The following is a 19,013-nucleotide window of genomic DNA, read 5'->3' on the forward strand; positions in this document are numbered from 1 at the left end:
AGTGCATTGGATACTTGTTAGTAGTTCTCACAAATGTTGCCATGCCTGTTCTTCTGTTTCATATCGGGGTTAGCCAGGCAAAGTTACTTACTCCTCCGCTGTTCTACCAAGGTGCTGATCTCGGCGGCTGTTTTGTACACCCGCTCACCCTTGCGAACCATTGTGCGGATGAATTTCGGTCGTTTTTTGGTTTCCTCAAAAATCTTACCGATGTACTCACCCAGAAACGAAATGCCCAGCAAGTTGATGCCACCGAAAAACATAACCAGGACAATAACGGTCGACAACCCATACGGCGTGTTAGGGTCCAGATTAAACAGTTTTGACATGATCTGCCAGATGATGCCCAGCATGGACAGGCCCGTCAGTACGAAGCCCGCGTAGGTCATCAACTCCAGCGGAGCGAAACTGAATGAGAAAATGGCTTTCTTAGCCCAGCCGATGTTTTTGGTCCAGTTATTGGTCGACACGCCGAACATGCGCTCCGGCCGCACGTAGTCGACGCCCGTTTGCCGGAAGCCCACCCACGCCCGCAGGCCCCGCAGGAACTGCTCGGTTTCGGGCAGGTTGACCAACTCGCGCACCACTTTGCGGTCGATGATGGAAAAATCACCCGCGTCTACGGGAATGTCGATGTAGGCCGTGCGTTTGAAAAGCCGGTAAAACTGCTTGTAAAAAAAGTGAACGTGCGGGGCCATTTCGCGTTGCACCCGAACGCCATACACCACGTCGAAGCCCTGCTGCCATTTCTCGAAAAACTGGGGAATTACCTCGGGCGGGTCCTGCAAATCGCCGTCCATCAGCACCACCGCGTCGCCGGTCGCGATTTCCATGCCACTCAAAAACGCCGACTGCGACCCGAAATTCCGCGAGTGTTTGATGACAATCACGTTCGGGTCTTTGGCGCAGATGGCGTTCAGCACCTCGTCGGTATTGTCGGGTGAGTTGTCGTTGACGAAGATGATTTCGTAGCGGACTTTGATCTCGTTAAACATCGTCACCAGCCGCTCGTACATGTACGGAATGGCCTGGGCGTCCTTGTAACAGGCAATGATGGGCGAAATAACCGGGTTGAGCGTGGGCGTCTGAAACGCGGGAATTACCCGGCTTTCGTACTGGTGCGCCACCTGCCAGTCGGCGGTTTGGCGCAGGCCGTCGCCGAGGCTCGTCGTAGCCGTCCAGCCCAGATCAGTCTCAGCGGCCGTGGGGTCGCCGTACCAGTCGGCCAAGTCCCAGGCCCGGTTGCCCATGCTGCCCCAGACCGGCTCCTGCGCCAGCCCGAACGTTTGGCGGGCAACGTCGACCAGTTCGCGCATAGTGGTCTTTTTGCCCGTCGCAATGTTATAGGATCTCCCGCTAATCTGAGGATTCACCCGCAGAGCCGCCTGCACAAACGCGCCCACGCAGTCATCGACGTACACGAAGTCGCGGCTGATGTCGGGTGAAACAAGGGGCGGTAGTTGTCCCTTACGACTCTCTTCCACCAGCCGGGGAATGAGCCGGTCGGGTTCTTCCCAGCCCCCGTAAATCGAATACAGCCGTAAATTAAGCGTGTTGAGTTTGTGAACTTTCGCGTAGTATTCCAGCGTATAAGCCCCCGACACCTTCGAGACGGCGTAGTGGCTGTTGGGTTCCACCCGGTCGGTTTCTTTCGGCGCGGTGCAGTTGAAGCCGTACTCCGAACTGCTCCCGGCGTGGATATAGACCATGTTGGGCGTGCAGGTTTCGAGAATATTGACCGTGCCAAGTACGTTCGTCTCGTAGGTTAAGCCCACGTTTTTCTGCTTGCTGTAAGCGCCATAGGCCGCCAGATTAAAGACGGTTTTGGGCTTGATGCGCTCGAAAACGTCCTGAACCGACGTGCTGGACAGAATATCGCAGTGGATGATATTTTCGGCGGGGGCGTCGAGGAGTTTGAGCCGCCAGGCTTTGGTCGCGTCGTGGGTGAGGGCGTATACATCGGCGGAACCGTTGCGCTGCCGGACGCGGAAGAGTTGCTCGAACAGGTTGGCGCCGATGAAGCCGCTGGCACCGAAAACAACAATGGGACCGTTAAGCTGGGTAATTGTGGAAGATAGCAAAATGGAGCAGGCTGATTCAGGCCGCAAAAGTACAGGAATTGGGTGGAAGTTTTGGGTGTATAAGTTTTTAGGTGTGTAAGTGTGTGGGTTTGTGAGTTGTGGTTCTCCTTCAAAACTCATAAACCTACATCACTCATAAACTAACACACTCTTTACACTGCCTGCCCCATCAGATACGTGGCCGACACGTCGGTGCAGGCCTGCTCGTACTGCGCCGGGGTCATGGGCAGGTAGTGCCATTCGAGCCGATTCTCCATGTACGAAACGCCCTTGCCCTTCACCGTATTTGCGATGATCATCTTGGGCTTGCCTGCTCCGTTAGGGTTGTTTTGAAGCGTGTCGAGCGTTGCCATGACGATGTCTACGTCGTGCCCGTCGACGGCAACGGTCTCGAAACCAATGGCTTCCCAGGTGCGAACAGCGGCCGTATCGCCAAATACGTCGGCGGTTTTACCGAAGCCCTGCAAGCCGTTTTTATCGACCAGCACCACGAGGTTGTCTAATTTGTGCTGAAGAGCGAAATGAGCCGCTTCCCAGGTGGTGCCTTCGTTGGTTTCGCCGTCGGACATCAGCACATACACCCGCGAGTCGTCGCCGAGGAGTTTACCCGCGTGAGCGATGCCAACCCCAATGGGTAGGCCGTGGCCGAGCGAACCCGTCGCGAACGGGATACCCTTGTGCTGATTGGGCGCGGGATGGGCGGGCAGGGTTGTTCCGTTCTGGTAGAACGTGGCCAGCTCATCGTCCGAAATAGCGCCGAGGTAATTCAGGCAGGCGTAAAGCGCGGCTGCCGCGTGGCCTTTGGAGAGCAGAAACGTGTCCTGCGGGCGTTTGCGCAGCACGAGCGTGGCAATCATGAGGTCGATGCAGCTCAGCGAACAGCCAATGTGCCCGGCGTGAGCCTGGTTGTAGAGGTTCAGAATTCGGAGTCTGAGCTGCCCGCGTAAGGCTTGGGTGTCAATGGCTTCGGTCGTCATACGGGTCAATGAAGTAAGGAGGGGGCGATTAGTGGCTAAACCGGTCAATACCGGTATTTCGTGCCCTCAAAATCAAATACGGTTTGTTTTTTTCCGGTACTGCCCTTAACCAGCACAACCCGGTCGTAGTCCGTTGAGTCGATGCGCTGGACAAACAGCGCGTTGGGCGGCAAATAGATGTTCACCATCTGTGCGTCGAACACGCGATAGGGCAGCCTGTTGTCGTCCATGTCGGTGTCGGTCGAGAGCCGTTTTTTACGACCTGGATAAACAATCGTGTCGCCCGGCGCGTAGGACTGCTTCAGCCGCTGTGCCAGCAACCAGTACGGGTTTTCAAGGCGCGGACGATCAAAGTACGTATATTTTGGTTGATTTCCGGCGTAAATCTGGGTGATCACCTGACCAACGAACCCCAACTGGAGCAACAGTACAACCCCAATCGGCACGCTGAACCACCACGGCAGCCTGACGAATTGCCGCAACCCCATCGCAATCAGTATGCAAACGTACGGGAACGAAAAACCCGAATATCGCTGCGTGATACCGAACGTGTGCCCCGAACGCCAGGCCATGAACAGGAGGAAAAACGTCGGCACGAACGTCAGCAGGAGCAGCATGACGAGGAGCGGACGCGTACGGGCGTCATCGTGCCGGACAATGGCCCAACCCATCAGGTACACGAATGCCGGGGCTGCCGACAGCACCAGAAGTCGCAACGGCACCACCGTATACAGCGGTAACCCGGCCAGTAGCAGCACCGGTATGGCCCCATACACCCACTTCGGCGGGCGGGGGGTGTGCCGGTACGTGTACATGATGAATACCACCAGCGTCCCCAACCCCAGCGCCAGGGCCGAATTGCGCAGCCCGGTCAGCACCAGCCCAAGGCCGTTGGTAACCATAAATAAATCGGTGAACAGGGGCAGGGACCGCTTCGCGATGTTGGGAATCGTGGCCGGTAAAATCGTGCCGAACGAGGTGCCGACGGGATTCGTCAGCGCAATGGTTCGGTAAAATTCAGCCTGGTAAGCCAGCGTCCGAAACGTGTACTGACCACCACCGAACACAAACCACAGGGCTACCACACCAACGCCGACCGCAGCGGTCAGCGCCAGCGTGAGCCAGGTGCGCGGTTGGCGCACGTACAGCAGGGCGTATAAGCCATGACACAAAAACACCGTAACCGTTAGGTAATGCGATAGCAGCGACACCATAATGACCAGCCCGTAAGCAACATGCAGGCCCGGCGATGAGCGTTGACTGCCTTCGTTCGCTGATGCCAGCCGCCCGGCCTGACTCCGTTCGCAGATGAGCAGGAACAGGTGCGTGGCCAGCAGCGTCAGGAAAAACGTCATCGAGTAATTGCGGGCCATCTGGGCGTAGGCCACAAAAAACGGCTCGATAGCGGCAATGCCCGCGCTGATGAGCGCCAGCGTGGTCGAGCCGAAGTGGCGACGGACAAAAATGAATAGTAGTCCCACGATCAGCGTACTGAAGAGCACGGAGAGGAACCGCATCGACAAATCGCTGAGACCGAACAGGGCCAGCCAGCCGTGCAGCAGTACGTAGTAGGCGGGGCTGTTGCCAATGTCGCTTCGGGTGTTGGCTTCGATGTAATCTGCTATCGTTTTGGGACGCCAGAAGTCCGCTGGGGTGAAGGTGGGCTGGGTAAAAACGGCGCGTTGGTTGGAGCCTTCCACGCAGATTCCCTGGCTAACGAGCAGGGTAGTTTTCTCGTCGAAAAAGATGCCATGCGCACCGGCGCGGTACAGACGCAGACCAAAGGCTAAGAGCAGAATGGCACCGATGAAGAGTACTATAGTGCGGGGTGACAAGGTGGACATGACGGCAAAACTACGGGCAAATCCTGGTTCTTACCGATTGGCGCCGTTAAATTCTGTCCGATAATGCATCCGGTACTTTGCCAAAGGACGACGTATCAAGCCGTCTCCCCGAGCGGATCGTCCCGACTGAGGGCGGTACGTTGGTCCACAAATTCAATAAGTTTATCGTTTTCATATTCGGTATACTCTGATCCATTTCATGAAAATTGAACGTAAAAATTTGGTTAAGTAGATGCTCACTCGCTAAATTTTCAACGTTTCCTACCGTATAATAAATATAGTTGCAAGATTCTCATTATAAGCAGTGTACAAATTTCCAAGCCTGATTGCCGGGTATGATTATAGTTTCGTATGTAAGGAATAGGCTTACAGTTAGGTTGGGATACTCTACTTTATTGGTTTACTTTCCCAATTGCTGCCCTATAAAATTGAAGAATGCGGGTTGAGACAATCATTTCACCCAGCAACCACCTCATTACTCCTGCCTGCGAATCATTACCGGAACAAGCTGCATTGAGCCTGCCTCGTACAGGTTGGTACATCATTTATCAACCAACTATCTCCACTTGAATTTTCTACTATTTTACCTTTTTACCCCGTGCTTTATGACCAACTTCTTAACCGTGCCGTTGAAATTAATGCTGTTGTTCGGCTTACTTTTACCCGTACTCAGCAGCCAATCCGTTTACAATCATTCCGATCATTCCTTTGTTTTCTCCTCGTCGGCTACTGTGCCAGATCACTCTTCTGTTAGGCGCACGCCCCCGGTCAAAAAGCTGACAAACAGTTTCTTTACCCAACGGACTTCCGTCAATGAACCCGCTAAACAGGGGCCCGATCCAATCCGGTTTTCGATTCAGTGCGACAAGCAGCAAATCAGGATCGGCGAAGAAGTCAACCTGACCGTAACGGCTCAACTGCTCAGTATATCGCCCAGCCAGTTGTTTTTCTTGTCCGGTGCAAACGACTACACCCTCAAAATGCTCCTGCCGCCCGGATTTGAGCAGACGGGGGGCGATTTCACCGATTACGTGTCGGGCCGCCTTTCGGCCGAGTCGCAGCCGGTGGTAACGTACCATGTTAAAGGCCGCTTTCGGACGGTGACGTCCGGCACAAGTTTCCGGCTCCTGCGCAGCCACGGGCAGGCCAGCGACCAAAGCCTGTTTGCCGAAAAATCGACCCTTACCCTCCAGACGGGCTTACCTAAGGCCGTTTCGTGGCTCCGGAAAGCAGGAGCCGGGCCAACGAACTCCACCGACGCAACGCTGTACGTACAAGTGGAAAACAGCGCCACCGGAACCGCCCGCGCTGCCGCTCCCAACTACACCGGTTTTCTTGATCAGCCTGATTACAACGTGATATCGGGCAAGACCATGTTCGTAACCGAAACGGTCACCAGCACGGGAAGTCCGTTGACGGTGCTGGCTCCGACCTATAACTGCCAAACGGGAGCCATTACTTTCAACACCAGCGGGGGGAACGGTTCGCCCATCCGCTACCAGGCAAACGGAATTACCGGCTGGACGACCGACTCAAATCAGTACTTAGACGCCGGGTCGCGGGTCAACGCTGACACGCCTTTGTTTACCATCAATGTGGAGCAGTCGGGACAGACCATCACCTACACATGGTCACGGCAAGCCACTTGCAATGGTACTCCTCCGCCCGTTACTACGCCACCCGTCACGACCCCTCCGGCACCGCCGACGCCCCCAACGGGGAACGCGTTGACGGTGCTGGCCCCGACCTATAACTGCCAAACGGGAGCCATTACCTTCAACACCAGCGGGGGCGATGGTACTCCCATTCGCTACCGATCGCCGGGTATTACGGGCTGGACGACCGATCCCAATCAATACTTAGACGCCGGATCGCGGGTTAATGCCGATACGCCCCCGTTCACAATTTACGTGGAGCAATCGAGCCGTGAAATTACGTATACCTGGTCGCGGCAGGCCACCTGTACTGGCACTACGCCACCACCAACCACGCCCCCCGCACCGCCCACGCCCCCTACACCACCGGTTGCCAACGGAGCCTGCGCGCCGGGAATCAACACGATTAATTACGCCTGGGACGGCGGCAACAACTCCATCAGTATCCGAATAAACGCGTCGGCGGGCAACCCGGAGCTTACACTCAGCGGCCCGACCAGCGCAGGCTGGACCAATACGTTCAATCTTGGGAATTCAGTCTGGTACTGGGATAAGCAGGGCATGAGCGCCGGTACCTACACGCTCTCGGTGCGTCCGGCGGGCGATGGGGGTGCGGGCTGTTCGTTCAGTTTAAGCCTGCCCAGTGCGGGCAAACAATTGTATCCCACGGGCGGTGGCGATCCCCCCAGCCCTCCTAACTGCACACCCCCGTCGGCCCCGGTTTTGAGCGCTTCGGGTGGAACGCAGGTGTGCAATAACTCGACCGTTACGCTGACCGCAGCCGGGTGCAGCGGCACAGTCACCTGGTCGGGCGGGCAGAGCGGCTCCAGCATCGGCGTCAGTGCCGCGGGTACGTATTCGGCAACGTGCACCCTCAATGGTTGCACCAGTGCTCCATCGAACCAGGTAACGGTTACGGCCTGCTCCAACACCGGAAATGGCCGCTACAACCGGGTGCTGTACGTGGGCAATTCGATCACGCTGCACGGCGGCAGTCCGTTTTTTATCGTTAATGCGCAAAATCCCAAGCGGGGCATGGCCGCTACGTCGCCCGAGAAAGACTACGTTCACCTGATGTCGGCCAAACATCGGGAGTTAAATCAGGGTGTCGATAACCGTACCTTCGCAAGCTGGAACATGGGTGGTCAGCTCGACGAAGCAACCGGACCGTATTGGGAGGGTAACAGCACGAAAGACGGCATCGACCTTAGCCGCTTCGATCCGGTGGCGGCCTGGAAACCCGATCTGGTCTACATCCGGCTGGGCGAAAACGTGACCGACTGGGAGATTACGAATCAACCGTTGTACCAAAGCCGGTTGAAAGCCCTGATCGACAAACTGATTTCCCAATCGCCGGGGGCTAAAGTCGTGCTGTCGACGTCGGTCTGGGGCAACCCCAACTACGATACGGCCATTCGCGCCGTTGGGGCCGAACGCAATTACCCCATCGCCGACTTCTCCGATATGTGGCCCAATCGCCTGACCAACGGCTATTACGCCCTTAATCCCAGCATCTACGGCGACGCCGGAACTGACAACCACCCCGACGATGACGGCATGGCACACATGGCTAACAAGCTGTGGGACGCCACGCCGAAGTGATACACATCAGGAAACGTAAAAAAGCCAGCCGGGCGAATTGCCCGGCTGGCTTTTTATTATGAAACGCTGTATGTTAAAGCCGTTACGCTGTTTTAACTTATTGGTGGGAATTGTATTGCTCTTCAGTTTCTGAAAAAACGTAGGTCAACTGAATAACTGTTGGCCAACTCCTCGCAACTTCTATTGTACAAAATCAAGAGATTAGGCGATCCGGTAAGGTAACTGTTTTCTGAGATTGGTTTTATCATATAATGATTGTTACGTAAAAATCCTCAAAAAGTACAACGCTTGTCTACCCCGTGAAAGATAGACAAGCGTTGTACTTTACCACTTCGAAATTCACCGAGGCTTATCACTACTGCAAGCGGACACCTTCGGTCAACACTGTCCAAAATCGGACAGTGTTGACCAACTAAATGCTCTTTAGAGCGTTTCAGGCTGGTTCTACCAGTCTGGTATGATAGTTGACCGTAACGAACCAGAACAAATCTTGGCTGACTTTGAAAAAGTTAATCGCTGCATTGGCACTGACGCTGTTTCTCGCCAATTGCCGTTCCCTTAGTTTCGTTGGCTCAGTTACGACAATTCCTCCTGGTAAAGAATTTGAATTAGGGGGTAATAGCAATGGTGCATTCTCAGCACAAGTGCGAAATATTGGTGCTGTTTCAGTAACGATCAGTCAACGGCGGTCTGACGGTCAAGCGACAGCATTGGGCCAACTCCGACCTGGTGACCAACAGAGTTTACAGTTTTTAGCTGGGGCTACGGCTGTATTTGTCAATGCATCTGTCCAATCTGCTGAACTGAGTTTGAGCTTGACAGGGGATACAAATCTACGGATGGGGTACGCAAAGGAAAAATAGAACAGTTTCATAAATTGATCTTTCTATGTTTCAGAACTATCTTAAAACTACTTTACGCCAATTTTGGAGAAACAAGATTGCTGCGGCTGTTAACATTGTCGGATTAGCGTTGGGTATCACCGCCTTCGTATTCATTTTAGAGTACGTTAGTTTTGAAAATAGCTATAACAGTTTCCAACAAAATTTACCTGTGCTCTACCGCTTACTGACCCGAACTGGTCAGGGAAAAATCCAAACCGATATAGCACCGGCAGTGGCACCACTGGCCAAGCAGCAGTTTCCGGAAGTACAAGACTTCTGCCGCTTGGCTGAACACTCGGCTAACGGTATTGTTACGTACACTCTTGATAAAAATGACCGTTCTCAGCAGTCATTTCGCGAAGGGAAGTTGGCCTACGCCGATGGCAATTTCTTTTCCATGTTCACTTTCCCCCTATTGGAGGGCAATGTAGATTTGGCATTGATACGACCAAACACTGTAGCGTTATCACAATCGCAGGCCCACAAATATTTCGGCAATTCAAAAGCGGTTGGCAGAACGTTGACGCTCAATAATCAATTTGGCAAGATACTTTACACCGTTACCGCCGTGTACGCCAATATGCCCCAGCACTCTGACTTGAATTTCGACGCGATATTTTCGTTAGAGACGTTAGCTAATCCGGCCAATCTCAACGGTAATAAGTGGGCCGATCTGACCAGCTTTGACGGGAGCTACTTAACCACATTTTTACAACTGTCTAAAGATACTGATTACGGGGGAGTGGAAAGTAAATTCAACGAGCTTGTTAAAAAGCTCAATCCTAGCGATGAAACTCTGTTTCTGCTCCAACCGGCCACTACCATGCACTTGGGTGCTGCCTTAGGTGACCCTTATCCAACTAATGGAAGTTTAGGATTGATGTACCTGCTCAGTGCTATTGCCGGGTTGATAGTACTGATTGCCTGGTTCAATTATGTCAATTTATCGACGGCGGGAGCACTGAAGCGAGCCAAGGAAGTAAGTGTTCGCAAAGTAACCGGAGCCAATTCACGGCAACTGATGGCGCAATTTTTGGGCGAATCCTTACTACTCAATCTACTTGGTTTTGGGCTGGCTTTTATACTCGTCGCACTACTACAAAGCGTTTTCAACGAGTTCATCAAAAAAGACCTATCGCTACTGGTACTCACTACGAGCGGCTATTGCTTAATAGGATTATTGATGTTGGTTGTTGGTGCGCTGGCTTCTGGCGGCTACGTGGCTTATACACTACTATCATTTCAGCCAGTACAAACCTTGAAAGGAGCGGTCAAAACGGGTAAAGGTCACTGGCTACGCCAGACGCTGGTAGTAACTCAGTTCAGTGCGTCAGTTATATTAGTCATTGCGACATTGATTGTATACCGACAGTTAGACTATATGCAGCGTAAAGACCTCGGTGTTAACTTAGATCAGCGGATTGTAATTGGGGGGCCATCAGTGGGGGACGCGCAATCAATAACCAATCGAACAACGGCCTTGGAGCAAGAGCTTTCTCAGCTACCTTATGTAAAAAACTTTTGTCAGACAGGCATGGTGCCGGGGGAGTACTATAATGGTACGACGAACCAAGTTACGAAGCAAAATCCTCGCCCCGACGATGGCAAGCAAACGTACTCAATGGGTGTGGTGGATGATCGTTATTTAACGACTTATACTATTAAATTGGCAGCCGGTCGAAACTTTACCCCCCGTGAAGCCGAATTAGGTTGGGAGAAGAGTGGTAAGCTGTTAGTTAATGAAACGGCAGCGCGGCAATTAGGATTCGGATCAGCCAAGGCGGCTGTGGGACAAACCATCCACTGGACACAGGATTATGAGATTGTTGGCGTAGTTCGTGATTATCACCATAAAGGTCTGCGGCAGGTCATTGAACCAGTTATTTTCTTACCAAGTCGCTCGGCTAACAACTTGACAGTGCATCTCACTACAGATCGGATTCATACTAAAATTGCCCAGTTAGAACGACTTTACAAAGCCAGCTACCCCGGTAATCCGTTCGAGTTTTTCTTTGTCGAAGAGCGTTACAATAAGCAATATCAGAGTGAACAGCAATACGGTAAGCTACTCACAATTGCTTCTGCATTGGCTATTTTCATTGCTTGTCTTGGTTTATTCGGACTTACCTCTTTTACAATGGAACAACGTATTAAAGAAATTGGTATTCGTAAAGTGCTTGGTGCCAGTGTTATCAGTATTGTAAGGCTACTTTCTCAAGACTTCCTCAAGCTGGTATTAATAAGCATCGTCATTGCTTCTCCCATTGCTTGGTGGGCCATGAGTTGGTGGCTGCGGGATTTTGCTTATAAGGTTAACATTGAGTGGTGGGTATTTGTAGTAGCGGCATCTTTGGCCGTCGGTATTGCCCTGTTAACCGTCAGTTTTCAAAGTGTTAAAGCTGCACTTACAAATCCAATAAGTTCACTAAGGAGCGAATAGCATCACAAACAAGGGGTCGACGAAGGCATTTGTATTGATGGTTCGTTATGAATTATGGTTTATTAAATTTACACCAAAATTCTTTGTCGTCGTAGGCTGGAAACTACTGGGCGTACGTTGAATTATCGCGCCTGTAATCTTAAATTTGGCATAAGTAGCTGGGATATAAAAGCCCATAAGGATGACGTCCATCCGCTTATAGGTTTAAAATTGTAAATTCGACCCGGCGGTTGAGTTTGCGCCGTTCGTCGGTTTCGTTGCTGGCAATGGGCTTGCTGGGTCCCCAGGCTTTGGTTTGGATGCGGGTCTCAGCAATACCTTTTCCCGTCAGGTACGCTTTTACCACCCGGACGCGGTCTTCGGAGAGTTTCATGTTGGGTTCCCAATCGCCCTGGTTGTCGGTGTGTCCTTCCACCAGAAGGGCCATATTCGGGTAGCTGGTCAGCATCTCGGCAACGCGGTCCAGTTCGGCACTGGCTCCCGGCTCAAGGGTAAACTGCCCCTGCTCAAATAGCACCTCGCGCATCGTGATCTTCTCGCCCGACTCAATCTTCACCAAGTACAGGTTGCGCCGGATGTCGCGGAAACGCTTGTCTTTGCTCAGGTCGAGCGTTTCGGTTGTGGGAAAGTACCCTTCCTTCCGGGCCGTCAGATTATAAACCTTCTGCGTGGGCAGAATAAGCTTGAACTCGCCCATTTCGGGACTGTAGTCGACTTTAGCCACGTCTTTGGTATCGTTGAACAGGCTCGAGACTACCTCCGATGCGATGGGCTTTTTAGTTTTGGCGTCGAGCACCTGCCCCGATATGATAGCCACCGGATCGGGCTTGATGGCGGGGTAGAGTTTAAGCCGGAAAATGTCGTCCTCACCCATCGACCCCGCCCGCGAACTCAGGTACGCGAAGTCGCCCGACGCCGGAATGGTAAAATACCCGTCCCATTCGTCGGTGTTGATGGCCGGGCCGAGGTTTTCGGGTTCGCTCCAGTTGCCCCAGGAGTCATCGAGCCGACGCGCCACAAAAATGTCGCCGTCACCGTAGCCCGGATGACCCGCCGACGTGAAATACAGCGTACGGCCGTCGGCGGCCAGAAACGGGGAGCTTTCAAACTCAGCCGTGTTCACTACCGCCCCCAGCGATACCGGTTCCGACCAGCTACGGTCGGAACGCAGCAGCGACACGTACAAGTCACGGTCACCGCGCGTGTCTTTGCGCTGCACGGCCAGAATAATGGCCCGCCCGTCGGGGGAGACGCAGAACTCCAACTGGTTCTTTTCGTGCAGGTTGTAGTTGTTGGCAATTTTGCACTCCACCGGCTGCGACCAGCCCGCTTTGGTTCGGATGGACTTGGAGATGCCAAATGATAACCCGCCGTCAGGCCGGTAAATATTGATGAGGTAGGCCGTGCGCCCGTCGGGACCCATGCCGCTAATGGCGTTGTCGCCCGTGTTATTGATGGGTGCGCCGATGTTGATGGCCTCGCCCCAGGTTGGCGTAGTACCACTGGCGCCCGATTCGAGCGTCGAGTACCAGACATCCTGCCGGTCGGCCCCGCCAATGTTGGCCTTGTTAAAGTTACGGGTGAAATACAGCGTCCGGCCGTCGGGCGAGATCACCGGCGCCACCTCCTGACCGGGCGAATTAACGGTTTTACCGAGGTTTTCTTTTTGGATGTCTTTCGGCGTCTCGGCCGATACGTTGATGCCGACCGTCACGGGTTTGGTTTCTTCTGAGATACCAATGGCGTCAATCTGGTTGATACCTTTCAGGGCGGCCCCGTTGATGAAAACCTTGACCTGGTGGCAAACGAAGGCAGAATCGGCCACAAAAATGCGCAGTAGCGGGTCGGTGCGGGGCTGCGGGCTGGTAACTCGATAAACCGGGTGTTCGATGCCTTTTTCGTCAATGACCAGTACGCGCACCACCGCTCCCGGATTTACGTTTTCGGCCACCACAATCTGCCGGGCGCGGATGGGTTTATCGAAGCCAACCTGAATCCATTCGTCGGCTGTGCCATCGGGGTAGAACGGCGCCCAGGCGCAGGGACTCTGCCCCAGCTCCGGCACTTTGCTGGGTCGGCCCAGTGCCTGCGAGGCCTTGTACTGCTCGCCGGAGGGTACGCCCGATTCAACGGTCCGATTTTTCTCCGACGACACCCCAACAACGCGACTCGCCCACTGCATGGTTTGCGCAGGGCCGACAACCGCTATGCTCATGAAACCAACAAAAAACAAGATGTAGAGCCTGTTCATAAAATCTAATTCGTCAGTACCCGGTATTCCCAGGGTTTAAGGGTAACGGTTACGTTGGGTTTCAGATTCATTGGCTGGCGGGTGAATACTTCGGTGTACATACCTTCATAGCCGTCGCCCCCCAGCTGAGCCGTTTGTGGCTGCCCACTCAGATTCAGCACGACGACAACGCGGTCGGTGTCGCGTTGCCGCTGAAACGCGTATACTTTCGTGTCGCGGTCGGTTGGTATTTTTACCACTTTGCCGCCCGCATTTCCGTTCCACAAGGCCCGGTTGCGGTGTTTGAGCGTCAGTAATGTTCCGTAGAAATTGCTCTTCGCATACGTTCCCCAGGCAATGGAATCTTTCTCAAAAAAAGCCAGCCGTTTGTTTAGGTTCGACTCCATCCCGTTGTACACTAATGGCATTCCTTCCAGGGTGCTGCTCAGAACAACGAACGTGTTGGCGGCCGGACCGAACGACTCGGCTAATGTGCCATTCCAGGTGTTTTCGTCGTGATTCTGCGTAAACAGCATCTGGTAGTACCAGCTCGGAAAACGCGTCTGGTTATTTTCGCGGAGCGAGTCGATCTTGTCGGCCGAGCGCTCCCCTTTGGCCACGGCCTTCATCAGGCTGTGCATGGCCCACCCGTAGTTCATGTTGAAACAACTTTTGAACTGGTCCGGCTCATCTTCCCACTCCGACAGCATAAATACCGTTTTGATTTTATCTAATTGCGGGCGCAGTTCGGCCCAGAAATCGTTGGGAACGAACCCCGCCACGTCGCAACGGTAGCCGTCGATGTCGCATTCCCGGACCCAGTACTGCATGGCTTCAATCATGCCCTTGCGAAGGTCCGGGTTATCGTAGTTGAGGTCAATAACGTCAGTCCAGTCGGTTGGCTTGTTGGTCTTCGGGTCGATGGGCGCAATCATCTTGCCATTCACCAGGGTGTACCAATCGGGATGTTGCTTCACCCAAACGTGGTCCCAGCCGGTGTGGTTGGGTACCCAATCCAGAATAAGGCGCATGCCCAGCGCGTGGGTGCGCTTGACCAGTGCTTTGAAATCGGCGAGTGTGCCGTAGGCGGGGTTAACGGCTTTGTAATCGGCAACGGCGTAGGGGCTTCCCAGCGATCCTTTTTTATTCTTTTGGCTAATCGGGTAAATGGGCATAAGCCAGATAATGTCCACGCCCATTTCTTTCAGCCGGGGTAGCTGCGCTTCAACTGCCTTAAAATCACCGGCAGCCGAAAACTGACGCGTGTTAACTTCGTAGATCGTGGCATTTTTGGCCCAGTCCGGGGCCGGAGGAGCGGTTGACGCGGTTGTGTCGGAAGTAGAAGTGGTGGTTTGAGCTTTATCTTTTGGGGTATTCCAGCAGGCCGTTGTCAGTAGGCATACACTGAAAACAAGGGCCAGGTGAGATTTCTTCATAGGAACGGGGTATCGCTTTAATAATGTAAACCAGCAGCACCTGCTATCGACCAGACCAATCAGGCCAGCATCGGTTGAGAACTGTTTTTAAGTTGCCGGATTGCCTCCAGCGGATCACCGGCCTTGAATATCGAGTTACCCGCCACCAGGATGTCGGCTCCGGCGCTGAGCAAAACCGACGCGTTGCCCGTGCTGACGCCCCCGTCGATCTCGATCAGGGCTGATGACTGATTAGCCAGCAACATCTGCTTTAGTTTAGCCACTTTCTGGATCGTGTGCGGAATGAACGACTGCCCGCCAAAACCCGGATTGACCGACATCACCAGCACCACGTCGATTTGTTCCAGCACGTCTTCCAGCCCGGCAATGGGCGTATGGGGGTTGATCGCCACCCCCGCCCGGCACCCTAACTCGCGGATACGCGTTAGTGTTCGGTGCAGGTGCGGGCAGGCTTCGAGGTGCACATGAATCACGGCCGCGCCCCCTTCGGCAAAGGCGTCGAGGTAGCGGTCGGGCTGGGTAATCATCAGGTGAACGTCGAGGGGCTTGCGGCAGTGCTTCCGGGCCGCTTCCAGAAGGGGAAACCCAAACGAAATATTAGGAACAAATACCCCGTCCATCACGTCGAAGTGCAGGTAATCGGCCTCGCTGCGGTTAATCAGCTCCAGATCCCGTTGCAGGTTGGCAAAGTCAGCCGCCAGGAGCGAGGGAGCAATCAGGGCCGGGTTGCTAATGCGGGTGGTTGAGGTCATGGCTGATCGCTGGTGGCTTTTTTAGCTTGTAAAAGTACCTTTTTTTGGTCGAATGAAGAAACAAAACCAACATTGCCAGCACAGTGAGCAGCCATCAATGAACAGTCCCGGTAGAGAACCGCATCAGTTCATTGTCTATTGCTAACATCCACCGCCTGCTGGCTGTTTACTGTTCTCTGATACCTGTTAAACTATGACGCCCCAGCAACAAATTGCCGAATTAACGGACCGCCTGAATTACTATAACTATCAATATTACCAGAACAGTGTGTCTGAGGTGGATGATTTCACCTTCGACCAATTGCTTCAGAAACTGACCGATCTGGAAAAGCAATACCCCCAATTCGTCCGTCCCGACTCGCCCACGGCGCGAGTCGGTGGCACCATCAGCAAGGAATTCGCTATCGTCTACCACCGGTTTCCGATGCTGTCGCTGGGTAATACATACTCCGAAGAAGACTTGGTGGATTTTGATAACCGCGTTCGTAGAGGCCTGCGCGACGAACCTTATGAGTACGTTTGCGAGCTGAAATTCGACGGCGTGGCCCTCAGCATGACCTACGAAAACGGCGTACTGGTGCAGGGCGCGACGCGGGGCGACGGCGTTCGGGGCGATGATATCACCAACAACATCCGTACCATTCGTACGATACCCCTCCGCATACAGGCCGAAAATGTACCCCGGAATGCCATACCATCCCTCTTTGAGGTGCGGGGCGAAGGATTTTTGCCGCTGGCCGAGTTCGAGCGCATCAACAAAGAGCGCGAGGACATTGGCGAACCGCTGCTGGCGAACCCCCGCAATGCTGCGTCCGGTACGTTTAAGCAGCAGAATTCGGCGGCTGTGGCCCAACGGCGGTTAGACTGTTACTTATACTCGTTCTTGTCGGGGGAAGCCTTTTTTCAAACCCACGAGGAAAGCCTGGTAGCCATGAAAAACTGGGGCTTTAACGTGTCGCCGACCTGGCGGAAATGCGCCGACATCCGCGCCGTAATGGAGTACATTAACGAGTGGGAAACCAAACGATTTGAGTTGCCATTGGGTACCGACGGCATTGTGCTGAAAGTGAACCGCTACGACCAGCAGGAGGAACTGGGCTTCACGGCAAAAAGTCCGCGCTGGGCCATTGCATTCAAGTACAAAGCACTGGGTGCCAGCACGACGCTCAACGCAATCAACTACCAGGTGGGCCGCACGGGGGCCGTTACGCCCGTAGCGTTGCTGACGCCGGTGCTGCTGGCGGGCACGGTTGTCAAGCGGGCGTCATTGCACAACGCCAACGAGATTGAGCGGCTCGGCGTGATGCTGCACGACACAGTATTCGTGGAAAAAGGGGGCGAAATTATTCCCAAAATTACGGGTGTCGACCTGAGCAAACGCACGGGTCAAACCGTCCCGATCAGCTACCCAACCGAGTGCCCCGCCTGCGGAACGCCCCTGATTCGCCGGGAGAAAGAAGCCCATTTCTACTGTCCCAACGAGAAAGGCTGTCCACCGCAGCGGCAGGCCCGGTTCGAGCACTTCATTCAGCGCCGGGCCATGAACATCGAAAGCCTGGGCGAAGGGAAGATCGAACTACTCATTGACCGGGGCCTCGTGCAAACCCCAGCCGACCTCTACGACCTCACAACGGAACAGTTGCTGGGTTTGGAAAAAACGTACCCCGCCACACCCGTTATCAACGACGATGGCTCCGAAACGCCCGGCAAAGCCCGTACGGTGAAGTTTGGTCCGAAAACCGTCGACAACATCCTGACGGCCATTGAGCGCTCCAAAGCGCAGCCACTGCCAAACGTGTTGTTTGCGCTGGGCATCCGGTACGTGGGCAACACCACCGCCGAGCGGGTGGCCGATTACTTTGGGTCGGTGGATGCGTTGATGGACGCCCCGTTCGAGATTCTGGCCAACGTGCCCGACGTAGGGCCGCGCATTGCCCAGAGCCTGGCTGCCTGGTTCACTGACGCCGACAACCGGGTTTACGTAGAGCGGCTGCGAACGGCCGGTTTGCAGATGGTCATGGACCGGCAGGAGGTGATCCGCGAGGGCGACGCGCTGACGGGCAAGACGTTTCTGTATTCGGGTACGTTTGCCAATTTCAGCCGTGAGGAACTCGAAGCCAAGATTGCGGCCCACGGCGGGCGGCTGCTGAGCGGTATCTCCAAGAAACTAAACTACCTGATCGTCGGTGAAAACGCGGGACCGTCGAAAGTTGCCAACGCGCAAAAACTGAACGTGCCCATGATTAGCGAGACCGAATTCATGGCTATGCTGGGAGAGTAAGTTTATGGCCCTTTAGTGTCTGGTTCACCGCCTGCTGAAATCCAGATCATAACTCACGTTGAGCCGAAATCCGTTGTCCAGGTCGAAGATAGGCTTTTGGGTGATGGGGTCCGGGTCGCCGTGCTGCAATACCCGGTTGAAATAGTTGAGTTCCAGCTTAAAGTTGTCGCGAACCTGGTAGCCTATGCCGCCCGACAGCCGGTTCTGGTTGAACACGTTGTTGCCCACGTTCTGGCCGAAGCTAATGAACAGTTCATCGAAGGCATTCAGGTAAAATTCGCCGGTGTCGATGGTGGGACCGCTGAGCGGGAACGTGCCGGAGATCTGATACCGAATCCGGTGCTGGTATTCCCAGTCTGCTATCCGCCTGGGATTTGCATCAGACGGCTGACCAAGCCACCGCTGCTCCAGCCGAAACCGGTGCGATAGTTCCATCCGCCCGAACTGGTCGCTGAGTTGAATATCCTCGTAAATCCGGTGTTCGGGAACGGGTACGCCCGCGTCGGCGGAGGGGTAATTGCCGTAGGGATAGGTCGTAAACAGCGTGTAGCCGCCCGACACGTTTACCCGGTCGGTGAGTTTGTGAACCAGTCCAACCCGCGCCAGCGACTGCTGCCAGGTGCGGATGAAGTCGATCCGACGCCACTGGTACTCGGTGTGAAGCTCCCAGCGATTGGCGAGTTTGTGATCGCCATTGTAGGTGTACCAGCCAATCGCGTTTCGGTCAATCACCCGGTTTTCCTGGCTAAAGCCACTGATGGTGAACAGATTGAAGACAACAATAAGGGCGATTTGCTTCATCAAGCACTGTAGCTAAGGTTTGGCAGTAAT

Annotated in this window: 11 protein-coding genes; 4 read left to right on the top strand and 7 right to left on the bottom strand. The window is 54.1% G+C overall.

The window, feature by feature from the left end:
- Positions 1 to 83: 83 nt before the first annotated feature.
- From ACYVHB_RS19440 to ACYVHB_RS19450, 3 genes are all read right to left on the bottom strand, one after another.
- Positions 84 to 2,081 carry an NAD-dependent epimerase/dehydratase family protein gene (locus tag ACYVHB_RS19440; protein ID WP_461053445.1) on the bottom strand — a complete coding sequence of 666 codons (1,998 nt, stop codon included), beginning with the start codon at positions 2,079 to 2,081 and terminating at the stop codon, positions 84 to 86.
- A 152-nt stretch (positions 2,082 to 2,233) separates the two neighbouring features.
- Positions 2,234 to 3,058, bottom strand: coding sequence for a transketolase (locus ACYVHB_RS19445; RefSeq protein WP_461053446.1), 825 nt, complete (start codon positions 3,056 to 3,058; stop codon positions 2,234 to 2,236).
- A gap of 44 nt (positions 3,059 to 3,102) precedes the next feature.
- Positions 3,103 to 4,902, bottom strand: coding sequence for a glycosyltransferase family 39 protein (locus ACYVHB_RS19450; RefSeq protein ID WP_461053447.1), 1,800 nt, complete (start codon positions 4,900 to 4,902; stop codon positions 3,103 to 3,105).
- Between the two features lie 605 nt (positions 4,903 to 5,507).
- On the opposite strand from ACYVHB_RS19450, the gene ACYVHB_RS19455 reads away from it, so the two are divergent.
- The 3 genes from ACYVHB_RS19455 to ACYVHB_RS19465 all read left to right on the top strand — a co-directional run bounded on the left by ACYVHB_RS19455 (position 5,508) and on the right by ACYVHB_RS19465 (position 11,483).
- Entirely contained in the window at positions 5,508 to 8,159 is a 2,652-nt protein-coding gene (locus ACYVHB_RS19455; protein WP_461053448.1) for an SGNH/GDSL hydrolase family protein, read from the top strand.
- Between the two features lie 500 nt (positions 8,160 to 8,659).
- Positions 8,660 to 9,022: a hypothetical protein gene (locus ACYVHB_RS19460; RefSeq protein ID WP_461053449.1), complete on the top strand. Its 363-nt coding sequence runs from the start codon at positions 8,660 to 8,662 to the stop codon at positions 9,020 to 9,022.
- A 25-nt stretch (positions 9,023 to 9,047) separates the two neighbouring features.
- Positions 9,048 to 11,483 (top strand): ABC transporter permease, encoded by a 2,436-nt coding sequence (locus tag ACYVHB_RS19465; protein WP_461053450.1) that lies wholly within the window; start codon positions 9,048 to 9,050, stop codon positions 11,481 to 11,483.
- Positions 11,484 to 11,679: 196 nt separating this feature from the next.
- On the opposite strand, the gene ACYVHB_RS19470 is transcribed toward ACYVHB_RS19465, so the two are convergent.
- The 3 genes from ACYVHB_RS19470 to rpe are packed head-to-tail and all read right to left on the bottom strand — an operon-like array spanning position 11,680 to position 15,901.
- Positions 11,680 to 13,698, bottom strand: coding sequence for an OmpA family protein (locus ACYVHB_RS19470; protein WP_461053568.1), 2,019 nt, complete (start codon positions 13,696 to 13,698; stop codon positions 11,680 to 11,682).
- A gap of 41 nt (positions 13,699 to 13,739) precedes the next feature.
- On the bottom strand, positions 13,740 to 15,149 hold the full coding sequence (locus ACYVHB_RS19475; RefSeq protein WP_461053451.1) for an alpha-amylase family glycosyl hydrolase: 1,410 nt from the start codon (positions 15,147 to 15,149) through the stop codon (positions 13,740 to 13,742).
- Between the two features lie 59 nt (positions 15,150 to 15,208).
- On the bottom strand, positions 15,209 to 15,901 hold the full coding sequence (gene rpe / locus ACYVHB_RS19480; RefSeq protein ID WP_461053452.1) for a ribulose-phosphate 3-epimerase: 693 nt from the start codon (positions 15,899 to 15,901) through the stop codon (positions 15,209 to 15,211).
- A 193-nt stretch (positions 15,902 to 16,094) separates the two neighbouring features.
- Between rpe and ligA the strand changes: the two genes are divergently transcribed.
- Positions 16,095 to 18,182, top strand: a complete 2,088-nt coding sequence (ligA, locus tag ACYVHB_RS19485; protein WP_461053453.1) for an NAD-dependent DNA ligase LigA — start codon at positions 16,095 to 16,097, stop codon at positions 18,180 to 18,182.
- A gap of 24 nt (positions 18,183 to 18,206) precedes the next feature.
- On the opposite strand, the gene ACYVHB_RS19490 is transcribed toward ligA, so the two are convergent.
- Positions 18,207 to 18,983 (bottom strand): DUF2490 domain-containing protein, encoded by a 777-nt coding sequence (locus tag ACYVHB_RS19490; protein WP_461053454.1) that lies wholly within the window; start codon positions 18,981 to 18,983, stop codon positions 18,207 to 18,209.
- Positions 18,984 to 19,013: the final 30 nt, after the last annotated feature.

It is taken from the genome of Spirosoma arcticum (assembly GCF_054779955.1).